18 protein-coding genes are annotated in these 19,653 nt (G+C 50.5%); 4 read left to right on the top strand and 14 right to left on the bottom strand.

The genetic code is table 11. The features are described 5' to 3' along the window. Window position 1: 1 nt before the first annotated feature. From traJ to ECHVI_RS21290, 10 genes are all read right to left on the bottom strand, one after another. Complete coding sequence (gene traJ, locus ECHVI_RS21245; protein ID WP_015268069.1) at window positions 2-1,042, bottom strand: conjugative transposon protein TraJ; 1,041 nt, start codon at window positions 1,040-1,042, stop codon at window positions 2-4. Further along, window positions 1,039-1,668 (bottom strand): TerB family tellurite resistance protein, encoded by a 630-nt coding sequence (locus tag ECHVI_RS21250; RefSeq protein WP_157501562.1) that lies wholly within the window; start codon window positions 1,666-1,668, stop codon window positions 1,039-1,041. Before ECHVI_RS21250 ends, traJ begins: the two co-directional genes overlap by 4 nt. After that, window positions 1,665-2,315: a hypothetical protein gene (locus ECHVI_RS21255; protein ID WP_157501564.1), complete on the bottom strand. Its 651-nt coding sequence runs from the start codon at window positions 2,313-2,315 to the stop codon at window positions 1,665-1,667. The genes ECHVI_RS21250 and ECHVI_RS21255 overlap by 4 nt, the downstream gene beginning before the upstream one ends. After that, the gene (locus ECHVI_RS21260; RefSeq protein ID WP_157501566.1) at window positions 2,299-2,979 is read right to left on the bottom strand and encodes a conjugal transfer protein TraI; all 681 of its coding nucleotides are present in this window, start codon (window positions 2,977-2,979) and stop codon (window positions 2,299-2,301) included. Before ECHVI_RS21260 ends, ECHVI_RS21255 begins: the two co-directional genes overlap by 17 nt. Window positions 2,980-2,993: 14 nt before the next feature. Next, on the bottom strand, window positions 2,994-5,462 hold the full coding sequence (locus ECHVI_RS21265; RefSeq protein WP_015268073.1) for a TraG family conjugative transposon ATPase: 2,469 nt from the start codon (window positions 5,460-5,462) through the stop codon (window positions 2,994-2,996). Beyond that, window positions 5,455-5,781 carry a DUF4133 domain-containing protein gene (locus ECHVI_RS21270; RefSeq protein WP_015268074.1) on the bottom strand — a complete coding sequence of 109 codons (327 nt, stop codon included), beginning with the start codon at window positions 5,779-5,781 and terminating at the stop codon, window positions 5,455-5,457. The genes ECHVI_RS21265 and ECHVI_RS21270 overlap by 8 nt, the downstream gene beginning before the upstream one ends. Before the next feature lies 1 nt (window position 5,782). Then, on the bottom strand, window positions 5,783-6,088 hold the full coding sequence (locus tag ECHVI_RS21275) for a DUF4134 domain-containing protein (RefSeq protein ID WP_015268075.1): 306 nt from the start codon (window positions 6,086-6,088) through the stop codon (window positions 5,783-5,785). Beyond that, window positions 6,066-6,413: a hypothetical protein gene (locus ECHVI_RS21280; protein WP_015268076.1), complete on the bottom strand. Its 348-nt coding sequence runs from the start codon at window positions 6,411-6,413 to the stop codon at window positions 6,066-6,068. The genes ECHVI_RS21275 and ECHVI_RS21280 overlap by 23 nt, the downstream gene beginning before the upstream one ends. Window positions 6,414-6,672: 259 nt before the next feature. Further along, entirely contained in the window at window positions 6,673-7,512 is an 840-nt protein-coding gene (locus tag ECHVI_RS21285) for an RteC domain-containing protein (protein WP_015268077.1), read from the bottom strand. Window positions 7,513-7,516: 4 nt separating this feature from the next. Then, entirely contained in the window at window positions 7,517-9,046 is a 1,530-nt protein-coding gene (locus ECHVI_RS21290) for a cyclic nucleotide-binding domain-containing protein (RefSeq protein WP_015268078.1), read from the bottom strand. Between the two features lie 272 nt (window positions 9,047-9,318). On the opposite strand from ECHVI_RS21290, the gene ECHVI_RS21295 reads away from it, so the two are divergent. Next, window positions 9,319-9,750: a MauE/DoxX family redox-associated membrane protein gene (locus tag ECHVI_RS21295; RefSeq protein ID WP_015268080.1), complete on the top strand. Its 432-nt coding sequence runs from the start codon at window positions 9,319-9,321 to the stop codon at window positions 9,748-9,750. 166 nt (window positions 9,751-9,916) lie between these two features. Next, a complete protein-coding gene (locus tag ECHVI_RS21300) occupies window positions 9,917-10,186 on the top strand; it encodes a DUF6520 family protein (RefSeq protein ID WP_015268081.1) in 270 nt (89 codons plus the stop codon). A 47-nt stretch (window positions 10,187-10,233) separates the two neighbouring features. Here the strand turns inward: ECHVI_RS21300 and ECHVI_RS21305 are convergent, their stop codons facing one another. The 3 genes from ECHVI_RS21305 to ECHVI_RS21315 all read right to left on the bottom strand — a co-directional run bounded on the left by ECHVI_RS21305 (window position 10,234) and on the right by ECHVI_RS21315 (window position 16,436). After that, window positions 10,234-11,589 (bottom strand): RagB/SusD family nutrient uptake outer membrane protein, encoded by a 1,356-nt coding sequence (locus ECHVI_RS21305; protein ID WP_015268082.1) that lies wholly within the window; start codon window positions 11,587-11,589, stop codon window positions 10,234-10,236. Window positions 11,590-11,853: 264 nt separating this feature from the next. After that, the gene (locus ECHVI_RS21310) at window positions 11,854-15,060 is read right to left on the bottom strand and encodes a SusC/RagA family TonB-linked outer membrane protein (RefSeq protein WP_015268083.1); all 3,207 of its coding nucleotides are present in this window, start codon (window positions 15,058-15,060) and stop codon (window positions 11,854-11,856) included. Between the two features lie 17 nt (window positions 15,061-15,077). Then, window positions 15,078-16,436, bottom strand: coding sequence for a TlpA family protein disulfide reductase (locus tag ECHVI_RS21315; RefSeq protein ID WP_015268084.1), 1,359 nt, complete (start codon window positions 16,434-16,436; stop codon window positions 15,078-15,080). 907 nt (window positions 16,437-17,343) lie between these two features. Between ECHVI_RS21315 and ECHVI_RS21330 the strand changes: the two genes are divergently transcribed. After that, the gene (locus tag ECHVI_RS21330; protein WP_041739099.1) at window positions 17,344-17,742 is read left to right on the top strand and encodes a hypothetical protein; all 399 of its coding nucleotides are present in this window, start codon (window positions 17,344-17,346) and stop codon (window positions 17,740-17,742) included. 271 nt (window positions 17,743-18,013) lie between these two features. Then, complete coding sequence (locus ECHVI_RS21335) at window positions 18,014-18,565, top strand: hypothetical protein (RefSeq protein ID WP_015268087.1); 552 nt, start codon at window positions 18,014-18,016, stop codon at window positions 18,563-18,565. Between the two features lie 422 nt (window positions 18,566-18,987). Here ECHVI_RS21335 and ECHVI_RS21340 read toward each other — a convergent pair whose 3' ends face one another. Next, window positions 18,988-19,371 carry a response regulator gene (locus ECHVI_RS21340; protein WP_015268088.1) on the bottom strand — a complete coding sequence of 128 codons (384 nt, stop codon included), beginning with the start codon at window positions 19,369-19,371 and terminating at the stop codon, window positions 18,988-18,990. Window positions 19,372-19,653: the final 282 nt, after the last annotated feature.

Below are 19,653 nucleotides of genomic sequence, written 5' to 3' on the forward strand. Positions count from 1 at the left end.
ATCAGGTAAGGATTTTGGCAGCTGTGGTGGGGGCAGAGGTCACCATACGGCTTGTCTTGTGGAGCAGCGTGTCCCCACCGGCTGCATGGACGATGTAATTGGCCACCGAGGGCACGGTAAAATAACCGATGATGGCAATGACCAGGAAGATCAAATAGGCGGTATCGGTACTGGAAAAGAAGGTCTTGCCCTGGTTTTCCACCTGGCCGATGTCGATCAGGAGCATGTTCTCCTGGATCTTGCCGATGATGGCCCCGAAGATATTGGCTACCGGAAGCCACATGTACACGTTGATATAGCGGGCAATCCAGGAGCGCAGGGAATGCCCGAAACCGTCAAAGACGGAAATTCCCATGACAATGGGGCCCAGGACCGAAAGGATGATCAAATAAAAGACCCTGATGGTATTGATGCAAAGGGCGGCAGCATGGTAGAGCACCTCCAGCACTTCGCTCATCCATTTTTTGATGGAGTTGGAGAAGTTGAAGGAGGCCTTTTCCATGGCAAATTTGATATCATTGCCCAGGCCTTCCCAAAAGCCCTCTTCACTGCCTTCCGGATGGGTGTATTCATACCATCCTTCCCGGTTCCCGCTGCCGCTTTCGCCCACGTACATTTCCCAGTACTCGGTGGATTCCAATGCCCGCTGCTTTGCCTCCAGCAGACGGTCCACTGCCGCATTCGACCCTTCTACCATCCTTCCCGTTTCATTTGCCAGCGGGGAAAGCACGGCGTTCATCAAATGGAGCACGGAGGGGAAGAGCATGATGGCCATGCCCAGGGCAAAGGGGCGCAGCAGCGGATAGAAATCCACGGCCTCTGCCCTGGCGATATGTCCCCAGACCCTGCTTGCGATATAGAACAGGGCCGCAAAGCCCGCAATTGCCCGTCCTGCCCCGATCAGTTCGGAGGCCAGCGGCACCATGTCGGCATAGAGGCTGTCCAACACCTGGTGGAGTCCCCCTGCCCCGCCACTTACCCCTTGCGCCCGTGCACCGAGGGCCACAAAGCCCAATATTGCCGTTGCGATGGCCCTTTTCATGGCCGAAGGGACCGAAGGGTCTTCAGATCTGCTGCCCGCTGCTTTCGCTGCCGGTTCAGGACGGCGGCCTCGTTGTTGAAGGCCCGTACAAATACATAGCGGTCCTTGATCTCATCGAAGATCCGGTCAATGGCCGCCATCCTTTCCCCATCGGACATTTGCAGTTTGCCTCCCGTCACCACCAGCAGCAGCTCTTCCATGTTGCAGACGCTCATGTCGAGCAGGTTGCCGTAGACCAGGGCCAGGTAGTCGAGCTCTTCCCGGGAAAACTTCCCCCTGTCCAAAAACTGGCGGTAGGCCCTGCGGTATTCGGACAATATGACCTGTTGGTAGTGGATGATCCCGCCCACCTTATGGTAGCGTTTCACCACGGGGCTTACCGTGGAAAGCCCTTCGATAAAGAGCTTGTGCAGTCCAAAATTTCCCGAGGCAATGTCCCTTACCGCGTTATAGCCACGGCTCAGGGTCCGGTAGCCCTGGTACATGTCGTTGAGGATCTGCTTGAACTGGTTGAGCTTTTCCACGTTGAGCAGCAACTGTGAGGCTTCTCCGACCTGGGCACTGGCCCGGACCGGGGAAAGGCACAACATGCCCAGCAATAGTATTCCCGTCATAAAGTGTTTCATGGTTTTTTCAGTTGGTTCAGTTGTCGAATCGTTTTCAAATCCCCCGCATGCCAGGCCCGGTGCCGCAGCAATCGGTAGTTTGTACTGTTGAATTCCCGGAGAAACCGGTCCAGTGCCCGTAGTTCCACGTATAACCGGTCGACCAGCTCCAGGCGCTTCCCTTCGGAAAGCTCCAGTCCCGGTTGCAGTGCCACGGCCATCAGCTCGTCGAGCAGCTTGGACGCGGTCGATACCACATTTTCGAATACCTGTCCGAGGTACTGCTTTTCGGATGGCTTCAACCTGCCCTGGGCAGCAAACAGCTTTTTGGCCGTGTTTATCCGGCCCAGCAACCGGAGCTGTAAAGCGATAAATTCCGGGACAACTTGGTAATTTCTGACAGCCGGGCTGATCGAGGCAAGGCCGCCAAAGAAGTCCCCGTGCAGGTTGAACTCCCCGTTGCGGACCATCTGCACGGCATCCCATCCGGTTCGGAGCGTCTCATATCCTTTCCTGGCGTACCCGATATACAGTTGCAGCCCGGTAATCTGTTTGGCCAGGTAGGCCTTCTGGGTCTTTTTCTGCCGGAACCATTCGCCGAAGGTCTGGGCCCTGCCCGGCCAACAAAGCAGCCACAGCAGGAGTAAAAGGCTAGTCGTTTTCATCATGGATATCCTTTAAGGTTTTTACTGCTCCCTTGGCATGGCTCCGCTGCCGGGCGATCAACAGGTTGCGCTCGTTGAACCGCATCAGGTCGCTGAGGTTAAAGCGCACCTTCTTTTCCACCCTGTCGATCAGGGCAAGGCGTTCGCCGTCGTCCATTTTCATGTTGAAGGCGCTGACCACGCCGAGTACCTGTTCGAGGTTGCGCACCGAATGGTCGAGGATGCCCAGGTACACTTTTTCCATCCAGCGGAGTTCGGATGCCGAAAACTGGCCGCTGGCCGTGATGTGCCGCCAGGCCTTTTGGTATTCGGTGACCAGCCTGCCCTGCATCCGGGCAATGTCCCGGACCTTTTGGTACTGGGCAATGGCGCTCTTCACCTTCCAGAGACCGTCGTAATAATCCCCGTAAAGCTCCTTCTGCCGCTCGCCCCACTCGGCGATCTCCTCCAGCTTGAGCTTGTTGAGCGTATTTTCCAGCACCTTCTGGGCATTCTGCAGCCAGATGGTGTTGTTCTGCATGCGCTGGATCTTCAGGTCGATGGCCACGATGGCCTTTTTCACCCCTTTGCGGATGATCTCCAGGATATAGGCCGGTACTGCTGCCTCCGTGCGGGGCATTTGCGGGGCCCCAAATAGCAGCAGCCCGGCCAGTATCACTGTTTTCACTCCCTTTGGCACCCTCATTCCTGACCTCCCTTCATTTCCATGGCCACCGAGGCGATCCCCTTTTCAAGGTCGCCCCCGAAGGCACGGGCCCTTTCCTGCACCTTTATCTTCTCCTTTTGTTCGGTGGTATAGGCCAGGTATTCCTCCGGCGACACCTCGGTACGGTACACCTTGCCCACCGGGCCCAGGCCGATGAACACTTCCTTGTACTTTCTGCCCGGTTCGTTGGCCCTGTTGATCGACATGACCTGCATGGTCTCCTTCTCGGTAAGGCCCAACAGCTCGCGGATCCCGTCGAACTTGTTGCGGTACTTGGACTGGTCGAGCAGGATCTTGCAGTCCGAGTTGTTGATGATGGCCTGTTTGATGATGGGGCTCGAGATGATGTCCTCTACTTCCTGGGTGACCACTACGGCCTCCCCGAAGAACTTGCGGACCGTCTTGAACAAATATTTGATGTATTCTGCCATCCCTTCCTTGGCAATGGCCTTCCAGGCCTCCTCGATCAGGATCATCTTGCGCACGCCGCGCAGCTTCCGCATCTTGGAAACGAAGATCTCCATGATGATCAGCGTGACCACCGGAAACAGGATGGGGTGGTCCTTGATGTTGTCGAGCTCGAAGACGATAAACCGCTGTTCGAGCAGGTCGAGGTTTTCCCGCGCGTTGAGCAGGTAGTCGAACTCCCCGCCCCGGTAATAGGGCCGCAGCACGTACAGGAAGTTGTCGATGTCAAAGTCGCGGTCCTTTACGCCCTGCGCTTCCAGCTGCTGTTTGAAACCTGTTGAACAGAATTCAAAAAAGGTATCAAAACAGGGAAAGGTCTCCCCGTCGAGTCCTTCATAATAACTTCCCAGGGCGTTGGAGATGGCCACGTACTCGCTGCGCGTAAAGGTCTCGTCGTCCTTTTTCCACAGGGCCAGCAGCAGCGTCTTGATGCTTTCCTTCTTTTCGGTGTCCAGGGGCCTTCCCCCCAGGTGGAAGGGGTTGAAGCAAATGGGACGGTCCTGCTCATAGGTAAAGTAATAACCGCCCACCAGCTCGCACAGTCCGCGGTAGGAATGCCCCACGTCCACCAGCACCACATGGGCACCTTTGGCATGGTAGCTGCGCACCATATGGTTGGTAAAGAAGCTCTTGCCGCTGCCCGATGGCCCGAGGATGAACTTGTTGCGGTTGGTGGTCCAGCCGCGTTCCATGGGCTCATCGGAAAGGTCCACGTTGACCGGCTTCCCCGTCTGCCGGTCTCCCAGCCGCATGCCAAAGGGCGAGGGGCTGGAGACATAGCCCGTTTCCATGTTGAACAGGCAGCTGGCCTGCCGGCCAAAGGTCAAAAAGGTCTCCTCCTTGGGCAGTGCCGCCGCATTGCCGGGGATCCCTGCCCAGAACAGCTGTGGGGCGGCAAGGCTTTCCTCCTTGGCCACCGCATCGAGCCTGGCAAAGGCCGCGCCCGTTTTGTTCCTGACCGCTTTGGTTTCCTCCGGGTCCTCCGACCAGGCGACCACATTGAAATGCGCCCTTACCGGCCGGCTGCCTTCCCGGATGCTCTCGTTGAGGTATTCCTGGATCGCCTGCCCGGAATGGAGGTTCTCCCTGCTGTAGGCGGAAAGGCCCTGCATGCGAAGGGCCCTGCTCTCGAGCTCCTTTGCCACGGCCTGCCCGTTTTCCATGACCACATACTGGTTGTAGATATGGTCGATGTCCAGCAGCTGGCCCAGAGGGGCTGCCTGGCCGATGGCAAAGGTCCTCTTGTCGGTACCGTATGCTTCATGCGACATGTGGTCGTGCAGGACATTGGGCAGGCATTCCATTTCGGACAGGGAAAACACCTGCACCCTGGAAGTGCCTATCCGCAGTTCCGGCTTGAAGGCAATGTCTTTTATCCGGGGCTTTGCCGCACAGGGATCCAAAAACAGGTAGCTTTCCAATAATCCCGGGGCTTGGGAAGTACCCAGAAGGTCCGCATCGGCCATTCTCACGATTTCCGTTCCGCCGTCGGCGACCGTTTGGACAAACTGGCCCAGCACGTTTTCAAACTCCTCCAACCTTTTGCCGTCCAGCAGTTCGGGCGAAAGGAACCTTGGCGCCAGCAGGTTGGAGCTGGCCAGACCGCTAGGCCCCTTCCCCTTTCGCGGAAGCGTCAGGAAAAGGCAACAGCGATGGTCAAGGTAGGGACGCTCGTGGAAGAACAGCCCGCTGCTCCTGTCCAAAAAGTCCCTGCCTTCGGTTGGGACAGTCCCCTTAAAGCCCTTTCGGACAAACCAGTCCTGTTTATGGAGGATGCACCCTTCCGGTAAAAGCCGGATCGCTTTGGCCCAGTTGGACTGCAGGGCGGAATAGCCAGGTCCATCGAGGGTAAAGATTTCCGGTAACCGGAGCGCATAGCTTGCGGTGATGTCCCCTGCTCCGCTGATCAGGAATCCCTTTTCCAGCTTCCTGATGGGAAACCACCTGTCCAGTTCCCTTACATTGCTCCTATCCATGTGCTGTCGGGTTCAGTGTTCTGACAAAGTCCCGGTCACGCACCTTGATCCCCAGGGGGACCTTGCGGTGGACCAGCCGTTTTTTCAGGCCGTGCCGGCCATATTTCCTGTTCATTTTGAAGGTCCCTTCCACCAACAGGTAGCCCATAAAGCCACAGGCCACCCCGTTGGTCCAAAAGGACAGGCCCAGCACATAGCCCATCGCAAATACCAGCAGCAATACCACCAGGCCAATGCCCAGGTACAGGATGTACTGTGCCTGCAGGCCCTTAAAGGAAATGGGCCGGTTGACGCCCTTGTTGACCGTATAGCGCTTCATGTCAACCGAAGAAGCTGGTGAGCACGGTGGCCACGATGACCAGGAACACGCAGCTGCCGAACCATGCGGCGGCCACCTTGCCGGTATCCGGCTCCCCGGAGTTCCACTTGTTGAAGACCTTTACCGCGCCGATCAGCCCGACGATGGCACCGATGGCGTACATCAGGTTGACCCCGGACTGGAAGTAGCTGCGCACCTTGGTGGTGGCCTCCATGATGCCGGCATTGCCGTCCTGTCCGAATGCCGACAGGGAAATCCCCGTCAGCAGCAGAATGAGCAGCCCTTTACTGAGTTGGTTGTGTGTCATGGTGTGATGGTTTGGTGTTTTCCCTTTCCACCGCCCGGCAGAAAGGTGCTTGTGAAAGCAGGTCCAATTGGATATGGGAAGGGACGATCAGTTTGCCCTTTTTGAACCTGGGCGGGTCAAGGCCCGCATGGATACGGGCATACTCCTGGAAGGCACGGCAGAGCGTTTCCTCCCCTGCCGGGGAAATGCGTGCATGTTGACGGGCTTTCCTTTTTGCAAGGGCAAACGGTCCGAACAGGATGGAGAGCACGATCATATAGTACAGGAGAACGGTTCCGGCCAATGCTGACCAGAAACCCGGGCCAAACGAGATCCATTCCGGCATATCCTTTTTTGGTTTGATGATGGTACAAATCTCAAAAAGGCCGCAATAAAAAATTCACCAGTCGGTGCGGACTCCGGTAAAAAAAATCTCCGAAGCACCAATCCTTGGCCCCTCCCTTGGGACCAGGGCCCTTTCCGACCACACGGGCCAAGGGTACCAGGCCCGGAGGGAAACTTCACTCCATGACCGGTTGCACTGCCCCGGCCATTGGGCAATGCCAAGCCGCACCCAGGACGGTCGCCCCATGCATTGGAAGGGACTAGAGTCCTTCACTCTCCAGTATATAGTCCTCCAATTTCTCCTTCAGCACCTCCAGGAACAATGTCCTTCCCTTTTTACGGATCCTGATCTCCTGGAACCGTTTATATACGTCCCCCATGTCCCCACCGAGCAGTTGCCCCATGACCTTGGCCACTTCCCTGATCTCTGCCTGTCCATGGTTGAGCACTCCGGCCACTTTTAGGGCATAGACGAGTTCTACCAACTGGTTTTTCTTCCCCGTCCATTTGAGTGTCACCTGTTTCTGTGCCGTGGCCGGCGGTCCTTGGAGGGACTGGATGGCCGAATTGATGTACTTGTTGATCCTGATAGCGGCAAGTATGGTCGAGATCCCCAAGCAGGCCACGGTACAACTGCTCCTGTCGATCGGTGTGTGAAAGGCCCTTGACACCAGAAAGTCGGCCCTTCCCGCCCGCAAAAAATAATGCCGGTCGAAATGGGTCCTGTCCAGCATGTAATATTGGTGAAGGTCCCTGTTGAAATTCAAAAATGCCTGGAGCTTTTGCTGTTCTTTCAGGAGGTATTTGACCTGGTCACCTTTTTGGGAAATCGGCCGTGCTGATTCCAGGTTGAACAGTTCGGCATAATAGATGGATTCCGAATGGAAATCCGGCTTTATGTGCTTAAAAAAATGGATTTCCGCTGCCTCGTCACCGAATTCATATTTTGCCAGGGCCACATCGAGCTCCCCCAGTACCTTTTCGGCATTTTTGTGTGCGGCCTGCAAATGAAACAAACGGTCCTCTCCCAGGGCACTGGCCTCTGGCAGCTCCCTGTCCAGGCGTTCTTTTAGCGTTTGGGCCAATTTTTGAATATCCATGGTTTCAGTTGGTTTTCCTTGCGTGCATCAAAATTGTCCTGTACCAGGTCTCCCATGCGGCCACCTGTCCTTCCATCAATTCCAAAAATGCCGACATTCCATTTCGTGCTTCATTTGGCCTTTCGGCAAAAAACTTTTCCTTGAGGGCATTCATGAGCTCCCTTTCCTCTCCGTACGCTTCCATGAGTTCCCGCACCACCCTTTTGCTGTCCTTGCGTTCCGCCCTGCTTTTAAGGGGTACCAGGTTATGGGGAAGGTTGCCGAACACCACCGTGTCCACGGCCAATATTTCATTGGACAACCGTACCAGGTTGCTGCCCATTTCCATATAGGCCTCCAAAAATCCCTGGTGGGGCCTCAGTTCCCGCCACTGTTCCCTGTAGACGATCTTCAGCAGCTGCATGCACAGTTTACCTTCCGAAAACCGTTGGCGCTGCCGTTCATATTCCCTTATTTGGGATTCGGTCTCAATGGGATAATGGATGAATTGCCAGTCCCTGCCGCCGACATAGTCCCCTATCAAGGCCGACAGTAATTCAACTCCTTCGGCATCCATGGAAATTTCATTGAACAGGTCTTTTACTGCCGTAACATAGGCCTGTCCCCGTACCGGTACATCCGACTGTGTTCGTGTCCGTAGACCGGGATCTATCCATGTCTTTACCTCCTTCCAATATTTGGATCGTTCCCTTAGCGGTACCTGGTACATAAAAACATCAATGGCGGTAAGCAGGGAGATCACCCTACCTGCCCAGGCCACCCGCTCCTCGTTCCCCAGGGGATATAGCCTCCCCACCAAAAAATCCATTTTCATTTCCCCCAAGGTCCTGGCCGCCTCGGTATTCAGTGGCACAAAAAAATAGGTCCGCCAGGCATCCAGTGAGCCTTTGATGAATTCCCGCTCACGGTGGTCCCGCAAGGGGAAGCCCTTGTGCAGGACCATTGAGGTCCGGTCTGAGGTCCTTTCCCCGGGATCCGTCCCGATCCTTGCCATGGTCCTGATGGAGATGTCCAGCAGTTGCGCCAACTGCTTCTGGGTCAGTTTTCCCACTTCACCCCTTAATTTCTCCCTGACCATCCGCCATGCCGATCGATAGGGCAGTCCATCGATTTCCGTCCAAAACCGCTCCCAGCTTTCCGTATGGGCCACCACCCTTTCGTATAAAATCCTAAAACCCTCCATATTGGGAAGGATCATCTCCAGGTTGTCCCTTGAGCAACAGGCCACCCTGCACGGTTGCAGGGCGACCACTTCATGGTTGCTGTCCAATTGCTTCTCGAAACTTGCCAGGTCCATGGCAAAATACTGTGGCGGGTATACCCGGCGTAGCCTGTTGTTCAGGGTGATCCCCGCCAACCCTTCCATGATAAAATTCACTTCGTTTTCTTCCCTGCCCTTTTTTCTGATCACTTCGTTTTTCCGATAGGTAAAAAATTTAACCCGGTGCTCGATGGATTCATAGTGTTCCATATCCACCTTGTAAAAATCGTCCAGCAGGTCTTTGAGTTTTTCGAGGTCCGATAACTTTTTCATAGTTTCTTATTTAGATTAAAAAAACCAACATTCAGGCATGGCAAAAAACCCATTCCTCAACAGTCAAGGAAAAAGCAACCACACATTAAAACAATGGCTTTCAATAGATTATGGAATCAAACTAAAAAGAGTTCAAAAATCAAGTCAAGTTTTTCAAGCACTTTTTTCCATTTAACCTCAAAAAAAGGACATTTTCGTACCCAAAGTATGACATTTTCATACTTTACGACCCTCCTATTGTAATTTTCTATGTTATCGTCGAATTTGAAGCCATGAAAACGACGGCAACAGATTCAAAGGATCCATTATATCAAACGGCAGCCATCCTTTACCTGTCCCTATGGACATTTACGGGGATCGAAAAGTTAGTGGATTACGCTAGCTACCTTGGAGAAATCAGGAACCAGGTTTTCCCCCTGGCTTGGGCAGAAGGGCTAGCTCCGACCGTCCTGATCATCGAATTGCTATTGGCATTGCTGCTTTTGAACAGCAAGACCAGAAAAACCGCCCTATTGCTTTCAACCCTGTTGATGACCGCTTTTACGACCTATATCGGTCTTGTCTGGATGGGGGCATTCCCAAGGGTTCCCTGCTCGTGTGCGGGCTTTCTTGAGGCAATAGGCTGGAGTGGACATTTACTGTTCAACGCGGCATTTATACTCTTGGGAATAATAGGCCTGATAAGGCCACTAAACACGATATAGAAGAAAATCAACAATAACTGCCCAATCTCACGGGAAAAAGTCATTAGGTGAGATTAATCTTTTCCCCAGGCAGCAAATGGAGGAAGCCGAAAATCCCGATAAGAGTAGGCAACGTAACCATAAAACGTTTATGGGATTTTGATGGTCAAAAATCCCGATTTCAATCATGAAAAAACTATTGAAAAACATGCCGCTATTGGCCTTTGTACTGGCAGCGGCCAGCGCGCTGGCCATTAACCTTCCGGCTGAAGAGGTCCAAGGGACCAAAGAGGCGCTGAACCCGGCCAATAACCAGTGGGAGGACATCACTGGACAAATGCAGGGCATCCACTATAACTGTGACGAGGAAGTGGAAACGGACTGTACCCGTGAACTGGACGAGTTCGGCCAGGAAATCGCCGGCACCCGTGTGGAAGGAGAATACCAACCACTTTAGGGGCAGGGGTTAAAAAAAGGCCAGGGGCAGAACCCCTGGCCTTTGATTTACCTTGGATTCTGTGGGATTCCGTTCATTTGGATTTCGTCCATGGGTATTGGAAAGGCATATTTTGCATCGCCAGGATTCAGCCGATAGGTAAGGTCCCCTAATTGCCGGACGATCGTTTTTTCATACCTACTACCAGAAAGCCGTCTCAGGTCTTCCCATCGCAGCCCTCTGAACACCAACTCCTTCCTTCTTTCTCTGAGGACCTTTCCCAACAGTTCCTCTCCGGCAAGGCCCGATACTTCTTCAAAAGCCCCATCCTCATAACGATGTTCCAAGAGCTCATTCAGACATCCCAGGGCCAGGGCATCATCACCCAGCCTTACGGCGGCTTCCGCTCTGGACAGCAACAGTTCATCCGTCGCTATCCCATCAAATTGATAGAGATTGCCCATATAGGTACCTTTGAACTTAACCTGTCCCTCTTCATTCGGAGCGGTAAAGAACAAATCCTTTCTAAGATCACCCGGGCCGTACTCATCATACAGTTCCGGTACAATAAAAGCATCGGATGTATAGGCAACGGACCCAGAGGAAAAGTAGCTGCAATAGATGATTTCCTTGTTCAGTCCCGTGAAGCCGAAAGGTCCACTTGAATTTAAAGCGGCGTAGTCCATCAGCTCGGCATTCAGGTCAAGGGCCTTACCGGTAGATTCCAACACCTTTTCATAATTTCCCATCGTAAGGTATACTCTTGAAAGCAGGCCGTATACGGCCTGCTTGGATGGCCTTGTGGTCACCGGGACCTTGTCGGGAAGATAGGGCAGTGCCTGCTCCAGGTCCCCTATCACCTGTTGGTAGCATTCCGATATTCCGGACCTGCCGGCCAACTTGTTGACATCTGCTTCCAGCCGGATAGGAATACCCAACTCTTCCGGTGCTAGATGGAAGGGCATCGTAAATATCCTGAGCAGGTTGTAGAACGCACTGGACCTGTAGACCAATGCACTTCCGTACAGGTGCTCCCATTTCTGCCCTTCACTGTCTTCCCGGATCCTTCCAAGTTGTTCGATGGACACATTGGCATAGAAAACCTGCTCGTACAGATTGTTCCAGGCCACCGAACGGCCGGAGGGAAAGACCTGGTCGTTCCATATATGGGCGTTCCTTGCGGTCTCGCTCCAGCTATCCCATTCTGCCCTGGTTATTGTATAGTCATCGGAGGCGATCTCCCCCAGGTCTGCATTCCTGTTCATAACGTAATCATTGTCCAATAAGGCCTGGATGTCCTCTAGGTTATCGGGAACCACCAGTCCGGTATTCGGCTTTTCATCCAAAAAACTATCACAGGCAGTCAGTAGGTGTACGATACTGATTATCATAATGGCAATGGGGTAAGGAGTTATCTTTTTCATGGATTATTAACTTATTAGGTCAAAGAAAAAAGGTCCCGGTTTCCCGTATGGAAACTTGTCCCGCTTTTGGTTTTTAATGTATGGTACTTACATATGAAGAAAGTGGCGGTTAGGGACCTGAAGCCTGTAACCACCGTATCATTTTTCGGTGGCTCCATTTATGTTAAAAGCAGCCACTGCCCGGTCTTCCCCTTAGTGCTATTAGGTAGTTTTCATTTATTGTTGAACATATAAATAAATGGGCAGGGCTGCTTATTTGTGGTTTCAGAGGTCAATGCGTACCCCCATGGAAATGCTCGACAAGGGCCTGGCATTTCTAAAATCAGGATCCAGGGGATCGTCCTTCGCCGCTTTCCACAGGATCCCCAGGTTATTGGCATACAGGTAGATCTCCGCATGCCTGAAGGGCATGTTTGGGAACAAGCCGGTTTCCAGTCCATAGCCCAGCCTGACATCCTGTAACCTGACATGGTCACCCCGTTCGACCAATACCGAAGAGTAACTGTAGAAATTATCACGGTTCGCGTCCGTGCGCTCAGGGAGGGAAGGCACATGGGTAAATCTTTCATCTCCTTCTTCCTTCCACCTGATGGCAAAGTCCCCGTGGCCGCCTTGTCCGGAAAGGACCGTGGCGTACCGCACGCTTTCCTTTCTGTAATAGTATCCCAACCGATAACTGATGTTTATCGAAAGGCTGAGGCCCTTCCAGCGAAGGTCGTTCCGCACCGCGCCAAAATGGGTTGGCCGTGAGGGCCCGTGATAGGTCAGGCTTTGAGGACTTGCCCCCGTTATGATGGCCCTGTAATCTGTTGAAGGCTCCCCGTCCACCCATCCCATTGGGTCCCCGGTCTGTGGGTCGAGCCCTGCCCATTCATAGCTGTATATCGCATAAAGGGGCTTTCCGCTCAGCGGAATAGGGGTATCCTGTTGGCTCCCCATCCCCCGTGACAAGTATTGGTTGACCGGGCCCTCAAGTGAGTAGTCCCCTACCTCTTCCTTTACCCAGGAATGGAAGTTATTGATCTTCCATTTAATACCTTTGTCCAGCACCACGGTGGTGAAGGAAGCGTCGATCCCCCGGGTCCTTGTGTCAGCGGTATTTCCCCGAAATTCCGATATACCCGTACTTGGGGGATATGGGGTATCACCGATCAGATCTAGCCCATGCTTGCTGTAGTATTCGATACTGCCTGAAAACCGGTCGTCCCTGGAGGCCCAGTCAACGCCGATATTCACTATTTTGATGCGCTCCCACTTCAGTGAAGGATTTGGAGGATTAACCACAATGGCCGTAGGCAGTCCAGTGATGGAACTGTTGTTCCTTCTTAAAGCAGTGGTGTATGCGGATATCCCCTTGTCAATATTCCCGTTATACCCATAGGACATCCGTAGCTTGACATAGGGCAGCCAGTTGGCCGCAGGATAAAACCCCTCGTCACTCAAGGTCCATGCCAGGCCTGTTGACCAGAGCGGCACCCCTTTCTGGTTGGCATCCACTCCAAACAGGTTGGACGCATCCTTTCTTGCACTGGCCGAGATGGTATATTTGTCCTTGTGCGTATAGGCCGTGTTGAGGTAATAACTGACATACCGGTCAATGGCCCCTCCGATGTTGTCCAGGTAGGGAATTCGAAGGCGAGCAGCCGGGTAATAGTATACCGGATATGGATTGACATAATCCATTTGTGCTATGCTGCCCACTCTTGCGTTGTACCCGTAGAAGCGGTTGCCCATCGACCTGCTGTTTTGGGACTTGATTTCCGCCCCTGCGATGCTCGTCCATTCACCGCTTTCCCCTTCGGCCGCATAACTTATCTGTGCCCTACCGTGGTGGGAATCCGATGAAGTGCTCGAGTGGTCAAGTATCCCCCCAAGGGGGATTATCCTGGTCAGTTGACCGGACTCTGACACCTGTGTATATTGGTTGATCAGGTCCCTGGCATAATAGCTGTCCGCGGTATAATGTTGCGTCACCTCCTGCTGATTACTCCAATATTGATAAGAAAGCCCCATTTTCAACCCTTCCACAGGACTGTATACCACCCCCGCATTCATCCTGATATCACTTCCTGTCAGGACATTGCTTCGCTCCGAAACATCCTTTAGGGGTACGTAGGTCCAGTCCAGCAACCCTTCTTCGTGTGCGGCTTCCAAAAATCCCGTCCTGTAGTCCTTGGTTACGGGCAATGGATCCCCGTTTTCGTCCCTGAACGTGGTATATGGTGGCAATACATCGTTGGCGGATTGCTTCATCTCCCCGTATGCCAAACCATTCCGGGCATTTTTGGATTTCACATAGTAAATTCCGGTATTCAGTTGAAGCTTTCCCCCTCCCATTTCCAGATGGTGTTTTCCCCCGATGGTCATCCGCTCCTTCCCATCCCCTATATTGCCTTCCAGGTTCCGGTCCCAGCCCGCGGACAGGTAATAGTCCTGATATTCGTCCCCTCCGGATATGTTCATGGCATATTGCTGGTTGACCGGTCGTCGATAGAATTCGCGCAGAAAATCCTCGCGTACATCCTGCCGGCGAAAGGCCTGGATTGTTGAGGTGGCCTCTTCTGGACTGATCACCCCATCACGCGCGGCTATCAAGGTCTCGACCACTGGGCTGAGGGCGGTCTTTCTTGCCGAGTTTTCCATGGAAACATAATATCCCTTTTCGAATAGGTCCAACTCCGTATCAATAAAATCACCGACATCCATGACCGGAAGGTAGTAGGGGTCAAACCGTTCCCCTATGGTCAAATTGCTGTTGGCCGACACCTTGATCCCTCCGCCTGCTTTTCCTTTCTTGGTGGTAATGACGATCACTCCATTTCCTGCTCTCACTCCCCAGATGGATGCCGCGGCGGCATCCCTTAACACATTGATGGTTGCCACGTCATTGGGATTGATGGATCCTATCGGACCGTCATAGGGGAAACCGTCCACCACGATCAAGGGCTGAGTATTGGAAAACAGGGTACTCCTGCCCCTGATGGAAATGGCATCGGAATCGGGGCCCGTACGGTTGAATACCAGTCCAGGGGTCACATCGGCCAGCCTGTCCAGCACATCGGTACTGACAGGCCTGTTCACAAGGGTGCTGTCCAACTGGACAAACGAGCCCGTGGCCCTTTCCTTTGCAACCTGCTGGTATCCCGTTGAGACCACCTCCACCGCATCCATGTCCAGGCCATCAGGTTCCAGTACAAATTCCGGCTGCCCGGAAATGGGAACATTGATCTTTTTAACCTGCTTTTCATATCCCAGGAAACTTACCGAAAGCCGATGTTCTCCTGGTGGCAGGACAAGGCTGAACGTCCCGCTTTCATTTGTTACGGCTCCATTATTGCTTCCCACAACCTGGACCACCGCCCCAAAGAGGGGCGTTCCCTGAACATCTTTTACGCTCCCGGTCAGGGTCTCCTGTGCCATTGTGTCCATGGCCCAAAAGAAAAAGTAGGCTATCAGAATATATCTTTTCATGTTACGGCTATTATCTTTCAATTATCATTTTTCCTTTCGGAGTCCCTGATGACCAATATATCGATGGGCATTTTCTTTTTGATCAGGTCCAGCCCATAGGGACGAAGGCATTTTCTGATTTCACCAAGGTCACTCATTTTTCCTTCCAACAGGATGTCCACGGGATAATCCATTCCCGTGGCATCGATTATGGGGAGTTTCAAATGCTGCAGGTAATACCGCCAGTAATAGGCCAGCAGTGATATCTTTTTATTTTTCAGGGAGGCTCCCACATAGTCCATGTCGCTGTAAGGTTCCCCACCCGCTGTCCCCAGTCGGATGCTGTCGTCTGTCCGCACCAGGGCCAGTACTTCGGTTTTACGTTCTTCTATGGTGGCCTTATATTGTGGAAACATCCGCTTGAGGTCCTCTTTCATGATATCATACTCCTGTCCCGGGTATTTTGGGGATACCAATAGTTCGTAACAGAACCTGTTGGCCAATTTCCATTCATCATAATCGTCCCTTGAAAGGCTGTGACGAAGTTTGCCTGGGTCATCCACCTCCAAGGCCCTCCTGTTGCGGTTAAATTCCACCTTACCGACCCCATAGGCCAGTCCAAAAAAAGTAGGGATAGTGGAATTGGTCAAAAGTATCCGCATCCGGCTCCTGTCGGGTTTTCCTGAAACTTTGTACATGGCCGGCATGTCCTTTATATATGGGAGGAAGACCGATTGCAGCAGGATTTCCTTATCCTCGTCAAATCCGTGGTTTCCCATGAGCAAGAGCTGGTTGCGGTCGAACAGGGCCTTGGGTGGCTCCTTGGTCTCCAACATTTCCTCTCCTTCAAGGACCTGCCGGATGGAATCCTTGGCCACGGCCTCCTTTCCTGTAAATGCTATCACCACTCCCTCTCCATTTATCCAAACATAATGGGGCAGGGTCCTGTGAGGAAACAACTTCCTCAGCTGTTCGTCCGATACGGCCATGGGCATGGATACTTCCTTCAGGTAATCCAATCGGGAAAACAACTTCTCCACCTCCTCCTTGTCCTGATAGGTCACCGGGAGTATGGCAACCTCGTCCAGTTCCTGGTCAAGTGCGGCTATTTTTGGCATTCCCTTCACGCAAGGGGCGCACCAGGTAGCCCAAAAATCAAGGATCAACAACTTACCCCTGTAGTCCGATATCCTTAACTCTCCTTCCCGATGGTTGATGACATTTTCGATGGCCAGATCAGGAACCCTGTCCCCTATCTCCAGTGGCTTTAAGTCCTGTAGGTCCGAAAACTTGTTTTCTTCGGTGGAAGGGTCTTCGTTCAATTTGAGCTGTGCAAGGGCAGCCTTGCCATAAAGGCATAGGTATGCCAGTAAACATAAGTATATTATTTTTTTCATGTTTTTAGGATTAAGTAGAAAACTCCAACACCCACTAGTAGCCGATCCCCCTTGTCCTCCCATAGTACGGGAAAATATTTCTGGAAGGATCCTGACCAAAATCGGGTGTCCCCATCTTCAACGGGGATTCCTCTTTCTACCTGGATAAGAAATAAATTGAATATCACTGGTCTTCTTCCGGTATCCCGGGCAACCGGAAAAATGGACAGCAGTGCTAGCCTCCCGAAGGCGGCCAAAAATCACTTGCCGAAAAGCAGACAAGGAACAGATAGGAAAATGGGGCAAGCCGAGAGCAGGCAAAAGCACCCATTATATAATAGGTTATATCGGATTCTTTGGTTTCCGACGAAAGACGATCTCGAAATTAGTGATTCCTTGCTTTATTTGTATGTATAGAGTTGTTTTTGAATCAACCCAAGCAGGATTATCAGTTTGATAGTCTGTTATTAAAAAAGGATATACAATATGTCCCATATTTTGTAAAGTCTTTTATGGAACGCCTTTCGCAAAAAATAAAGCGTGAGCTCTCTTTCTTGCCGAAACTGAGGTACGACCAAGCACCTTGGAACGAACAAGCGAGTAGCTCACGCCAATGGCGTGAGCATTTCCCCACTTTTTGTCTCGTTCCTTTTAAATTGGTCGTTTTCAGTTTCAAGACGCAAAGTGCGAATGCTTCGAATGTTAAACGAAAGATTCGCTAAATTAACTTATTCTTTTCAATAAACTAAATCATACATGCATAGTTAATGTTTATAGTTTTTTATTGGTAAAGAAAGTTTAAAATATTAACTCAATGCATAAATATACATATAAATATATTAAAATACAACTTTTTACATATAGATATTATACACTCTTAATATTTACCTTGCGATTTAATAATGAGCATTCATAATAAGGTACTACTGTGCATAGAGGAAAGGTATTAAAATCGATTATTAATTCTCATCCTGATTCAGGAAAAGTTATTGCTAAAAGAGCAGGGTATGAACCTGGAACATTATATAAACATTATCAAATAGAAAATCTTTCTTACCAAATTATAACTAAATATGCTAAGGCAATGTGGCGAGACTTATCTATTGAGTTTCCCGAGATAAATAAAGAAATATCATTCCAATCATTTAAACAAGAATACGATAATAGAGATAAGCAACAAAATGCAAATACAGCTTATGAATGGAAAGATAAATACCATCGCCTCCTAGAAAGTCACAACGAAATTCTTAAAATGAATATGAATCTTAAGGAAGAAATTAGAAACTTAGAAAATGAATTGAAGAATTTGAAAAGAAAAAAAATATAGAATTCCTAACCAAAATCAATCAGACTTTAACTAAACAAATACAAGGCTGTCAAAGGGTTACCTGCAATAGCAATCACTTAAAAAATTTAGTCTTAATGGGTGTGTTTGCGAAACTTCGATTATGTCAACCCGGAAAGTACCCCCTATTTTCACAATAGAAAGTCAGCCTTTAAAATTCCCTCCACCAAACAGTTGCCCTATAAGGTGAAAACCCTTTATTTTGCAAAAGGCTGGAAATGGCGGATAGATTTCATATCAAAACACTCCCAATATGCCCAATCCCAAACTACAGGTTTACTTGATGGCCTTTATGGTAGTCGTTACCCTGATCATCCTCTTTTGGAACAAGCTGAGGTTGGACAGGTTCTCCATCAAGGAAGTTGCACGGCCGGAAATGGTAAAGGAATATAAGCTGCTAAAAAGGATTAGTGGTTATTATTGGTTGATCTTTTCTTGCTTCGGCCTTATGACCATAGTATATGCAGGGCTGCCCCAATTCTATTATTTATTCCTACCGTTGGACGCCTTTGACTTGCCTGTAATCAATACGATGGGACTCCTTATTCTCGGGGTTTCACTTGTATGGATCATCATTGCCCAGATCCAGATCGACAAGGAACTTTACCGACTTTCAAGGAATATTGAAAAGCTGGAGGCAATGGAAATGGTCCGGTTTTCCGAAAGGCTTCTGATCTCGGGAATGTTTATCCTGTTCCTTGGTTTTTCTACTACCATCACCAATATTATGGGCATTGTCCTGGTCCTTATCAGTGGTTTCATTTATCTAAAGCAGTTTAGTATAAGCAGAGACCTATACATATAGCGAAAAGGTAATGGACGTCATCATAAACTGAGGAATTTTCCAATAGTGCCGACAGAAAAAGGTGACAAGAACCTCCCGGACCTTTTTAGAACACCTGCAAGGACAATTGTTATTTTTATATCTCAGCCATAGGTACTCATTGGCCGGGGTTTCTTCCAAAAGGAACTATTGGCCGGCACTTTATTTATCCATCTGTTTTACCCTTCACAAAGAGCTGCATGGTTACCAGATCATGAACGGAATTACACCTATTGGTTTGCCTGATTAATTGCTCCAAATATTGCCTTATACTGGGCACCTCTAAACCAAAGGGGTGTCAACAGGACCACAAGGACAACCTTTTGTCCCTCTTGAATTTCAATCAGCTTGTTCACCTTGATCCCCTCTTAACTTTTATTGGTTCTTTCTCCTCTCCCTCATTATCAAAAAGACAAATCGACTTTTATTTCCTGTAGTATTTCACGGGAAAGGGGTTTTGGTAAATAATCATGAACAATATCAATTCCCTTTGCACGGCCAACATCCCTGGGATCGATGGAAGATGACACGATAAAGACATGTACCCTATCGGTCAGGTCCATTCTGAGCAATTCATCAATAAATTCCCAACCGCCCATTTGTGGCATATGTATATCCAGGAACAAGAGAAAACAAGTCTTTGGATTGAGCATTACGTAATCCAGACAGCCCCTAGCTGATGTATGCACAACCAGCTTGAGGGAAGGAAAATTCTTTTTGATCATTCTTTGATGCACCAAGTTGATCACGTGGTCATCATCCACCAATAAAATTTCGCGTTTGCGCATAAAATGTTAGTTGAAATATAAAAACATTACCAAGGCCCTTGAAATTCTAACCAATACCTTCATGACACTAAAAATGGAGTCAACTGGTTCTTTAACCGGGACTTTCCTATCCCAAAAAGGGCAATTGGATGGGGATTAAAATCGATAACTAAAAAGCCTGACATTTGTCACCCCGCCCTGCTGATCCACTTGACTTCTCCAAGTGACCGCTTTAAATTAACAATATTATTTATACATATCCCATTAAACATTTTATTATATGCATTTTACTAAAAATCAGCA

Source organism: Echinicola vietnamensis DSM 17526 (assembly GCF_000325705.1).
Lineage (GTDB): Bacteria > Bacteroidota > Bacteroidia > Cytophagales > Cyclobacteriaceae > Echinicola > Echinicola vietnamensis.

Coding starts and splice junctions, on each gene's coding strand:
- ECHVI_RS21290 (WP_015268078.1), bottom strand. CDS start 9,046: ATGAAAAAGTTATCGGACCTCGAAAAACTCAAAGACCTGCTGGACGAT.
- ECHVI_RS21315 (WP_015268084.1), bottom strand. CDS start 16,436: ATGAAAAAAATAATATACTTATGTTTACTGGCATACCTATGCCTTTAT.
- ECHVI_RS21255 (WP_157501564.1), bottom strand. CDS start 2,315: ATGATGAAAACGACTAGCCTTTTACTCCTGCTGTGGCTGCTTTGTTGG.
- ECHVI_RS21310 (WP_015268083.1), bottom strand. CDS start 15,060: ATGAAAAGATATATTCTGATAGCCTACTTTTTCTTTTGGGCCATGGAC.
- ECHVI_RS21275 (WP_015268075.1), bottom strand. CDS start 6,088: ATGACACACAACCAACTCAGTAAAGGGCTGCTCATTCTGCTGCTGACG.
- ECHVI_RS21280 (WP_015268076.1), bottom strand. CDS start 6,413: ATGCCGGAATGGATCTCGTTTGGCCCGGGTTTCTGGTCAGCATTGGCC.
- traJ (WP_015268069.1), bottom strand. CDS start 1,042: ATGAAAAGGGCCATCGCAACGGCAATATTGGGCTTTGTGGCCCTCGGT.
- ECHVI_RS21265 (WP_015268073.1), bottom strand. CDS start 5,462: ATGGATAGGAGCAATGTAAGGGAACTGGACAGGTGGTTTCCCATCAGG.
- ECHVI_RS21305 (WP_015268082.1), bottom strand. CDS start 11,589: ATGAAAAAGATAACTCCTTACCCCATTGCCATTATGATAATCAGTATC.
- ECHVI_RS21295 (WP_015268080.1), top strand. CDS start 9,319: ATGAAAACGACGGCAACAGATTCAAAGGATCCATTATATCAAACGGCA.
- ECHVI_RS21250 (WP_157501562.1), bottom strand. CDS start 1,668: ATGAAACACTTTATGACGGGAATACTATTGCTGGGCATGTTGTGCCTT.
- ECHVI_RS21285 (WP_015268077.1), bottom strand. CDS start 7,512: ATGGATATTCAAAAATTGGCCCAAACGCTAAAAGAACGCCTGGACAGG.
- ECHVI_RS21340 (WP_015268088.1), bottom strand. CDS start 19,371: ATGCGCAAACGCGAAATTTTATTGGTGGATGATGACCACGTGATCAAC.
- ECHVI_RS21300 (WP_015268081.1), top strand. CDS start 9,917: ATGAAAAAACTATTGAAAAACATGCCGCTATTGGCCTTTGTACTGGCA.
- ECHVI_RS21270 (WP_015268074.1), bottom strand. CDS start 5,781: ATGAAGCGCTATACGGTCAACAAGGGCGTCAACCGGCCCATTTCCTTT.
- ECHVI_RS21335 (WP_015268087.1), top strand. CDS start 18,014: ATGCCCAATCCCAAACTACAGGTTTACTTGATGGCCTTTATGGTAGTC.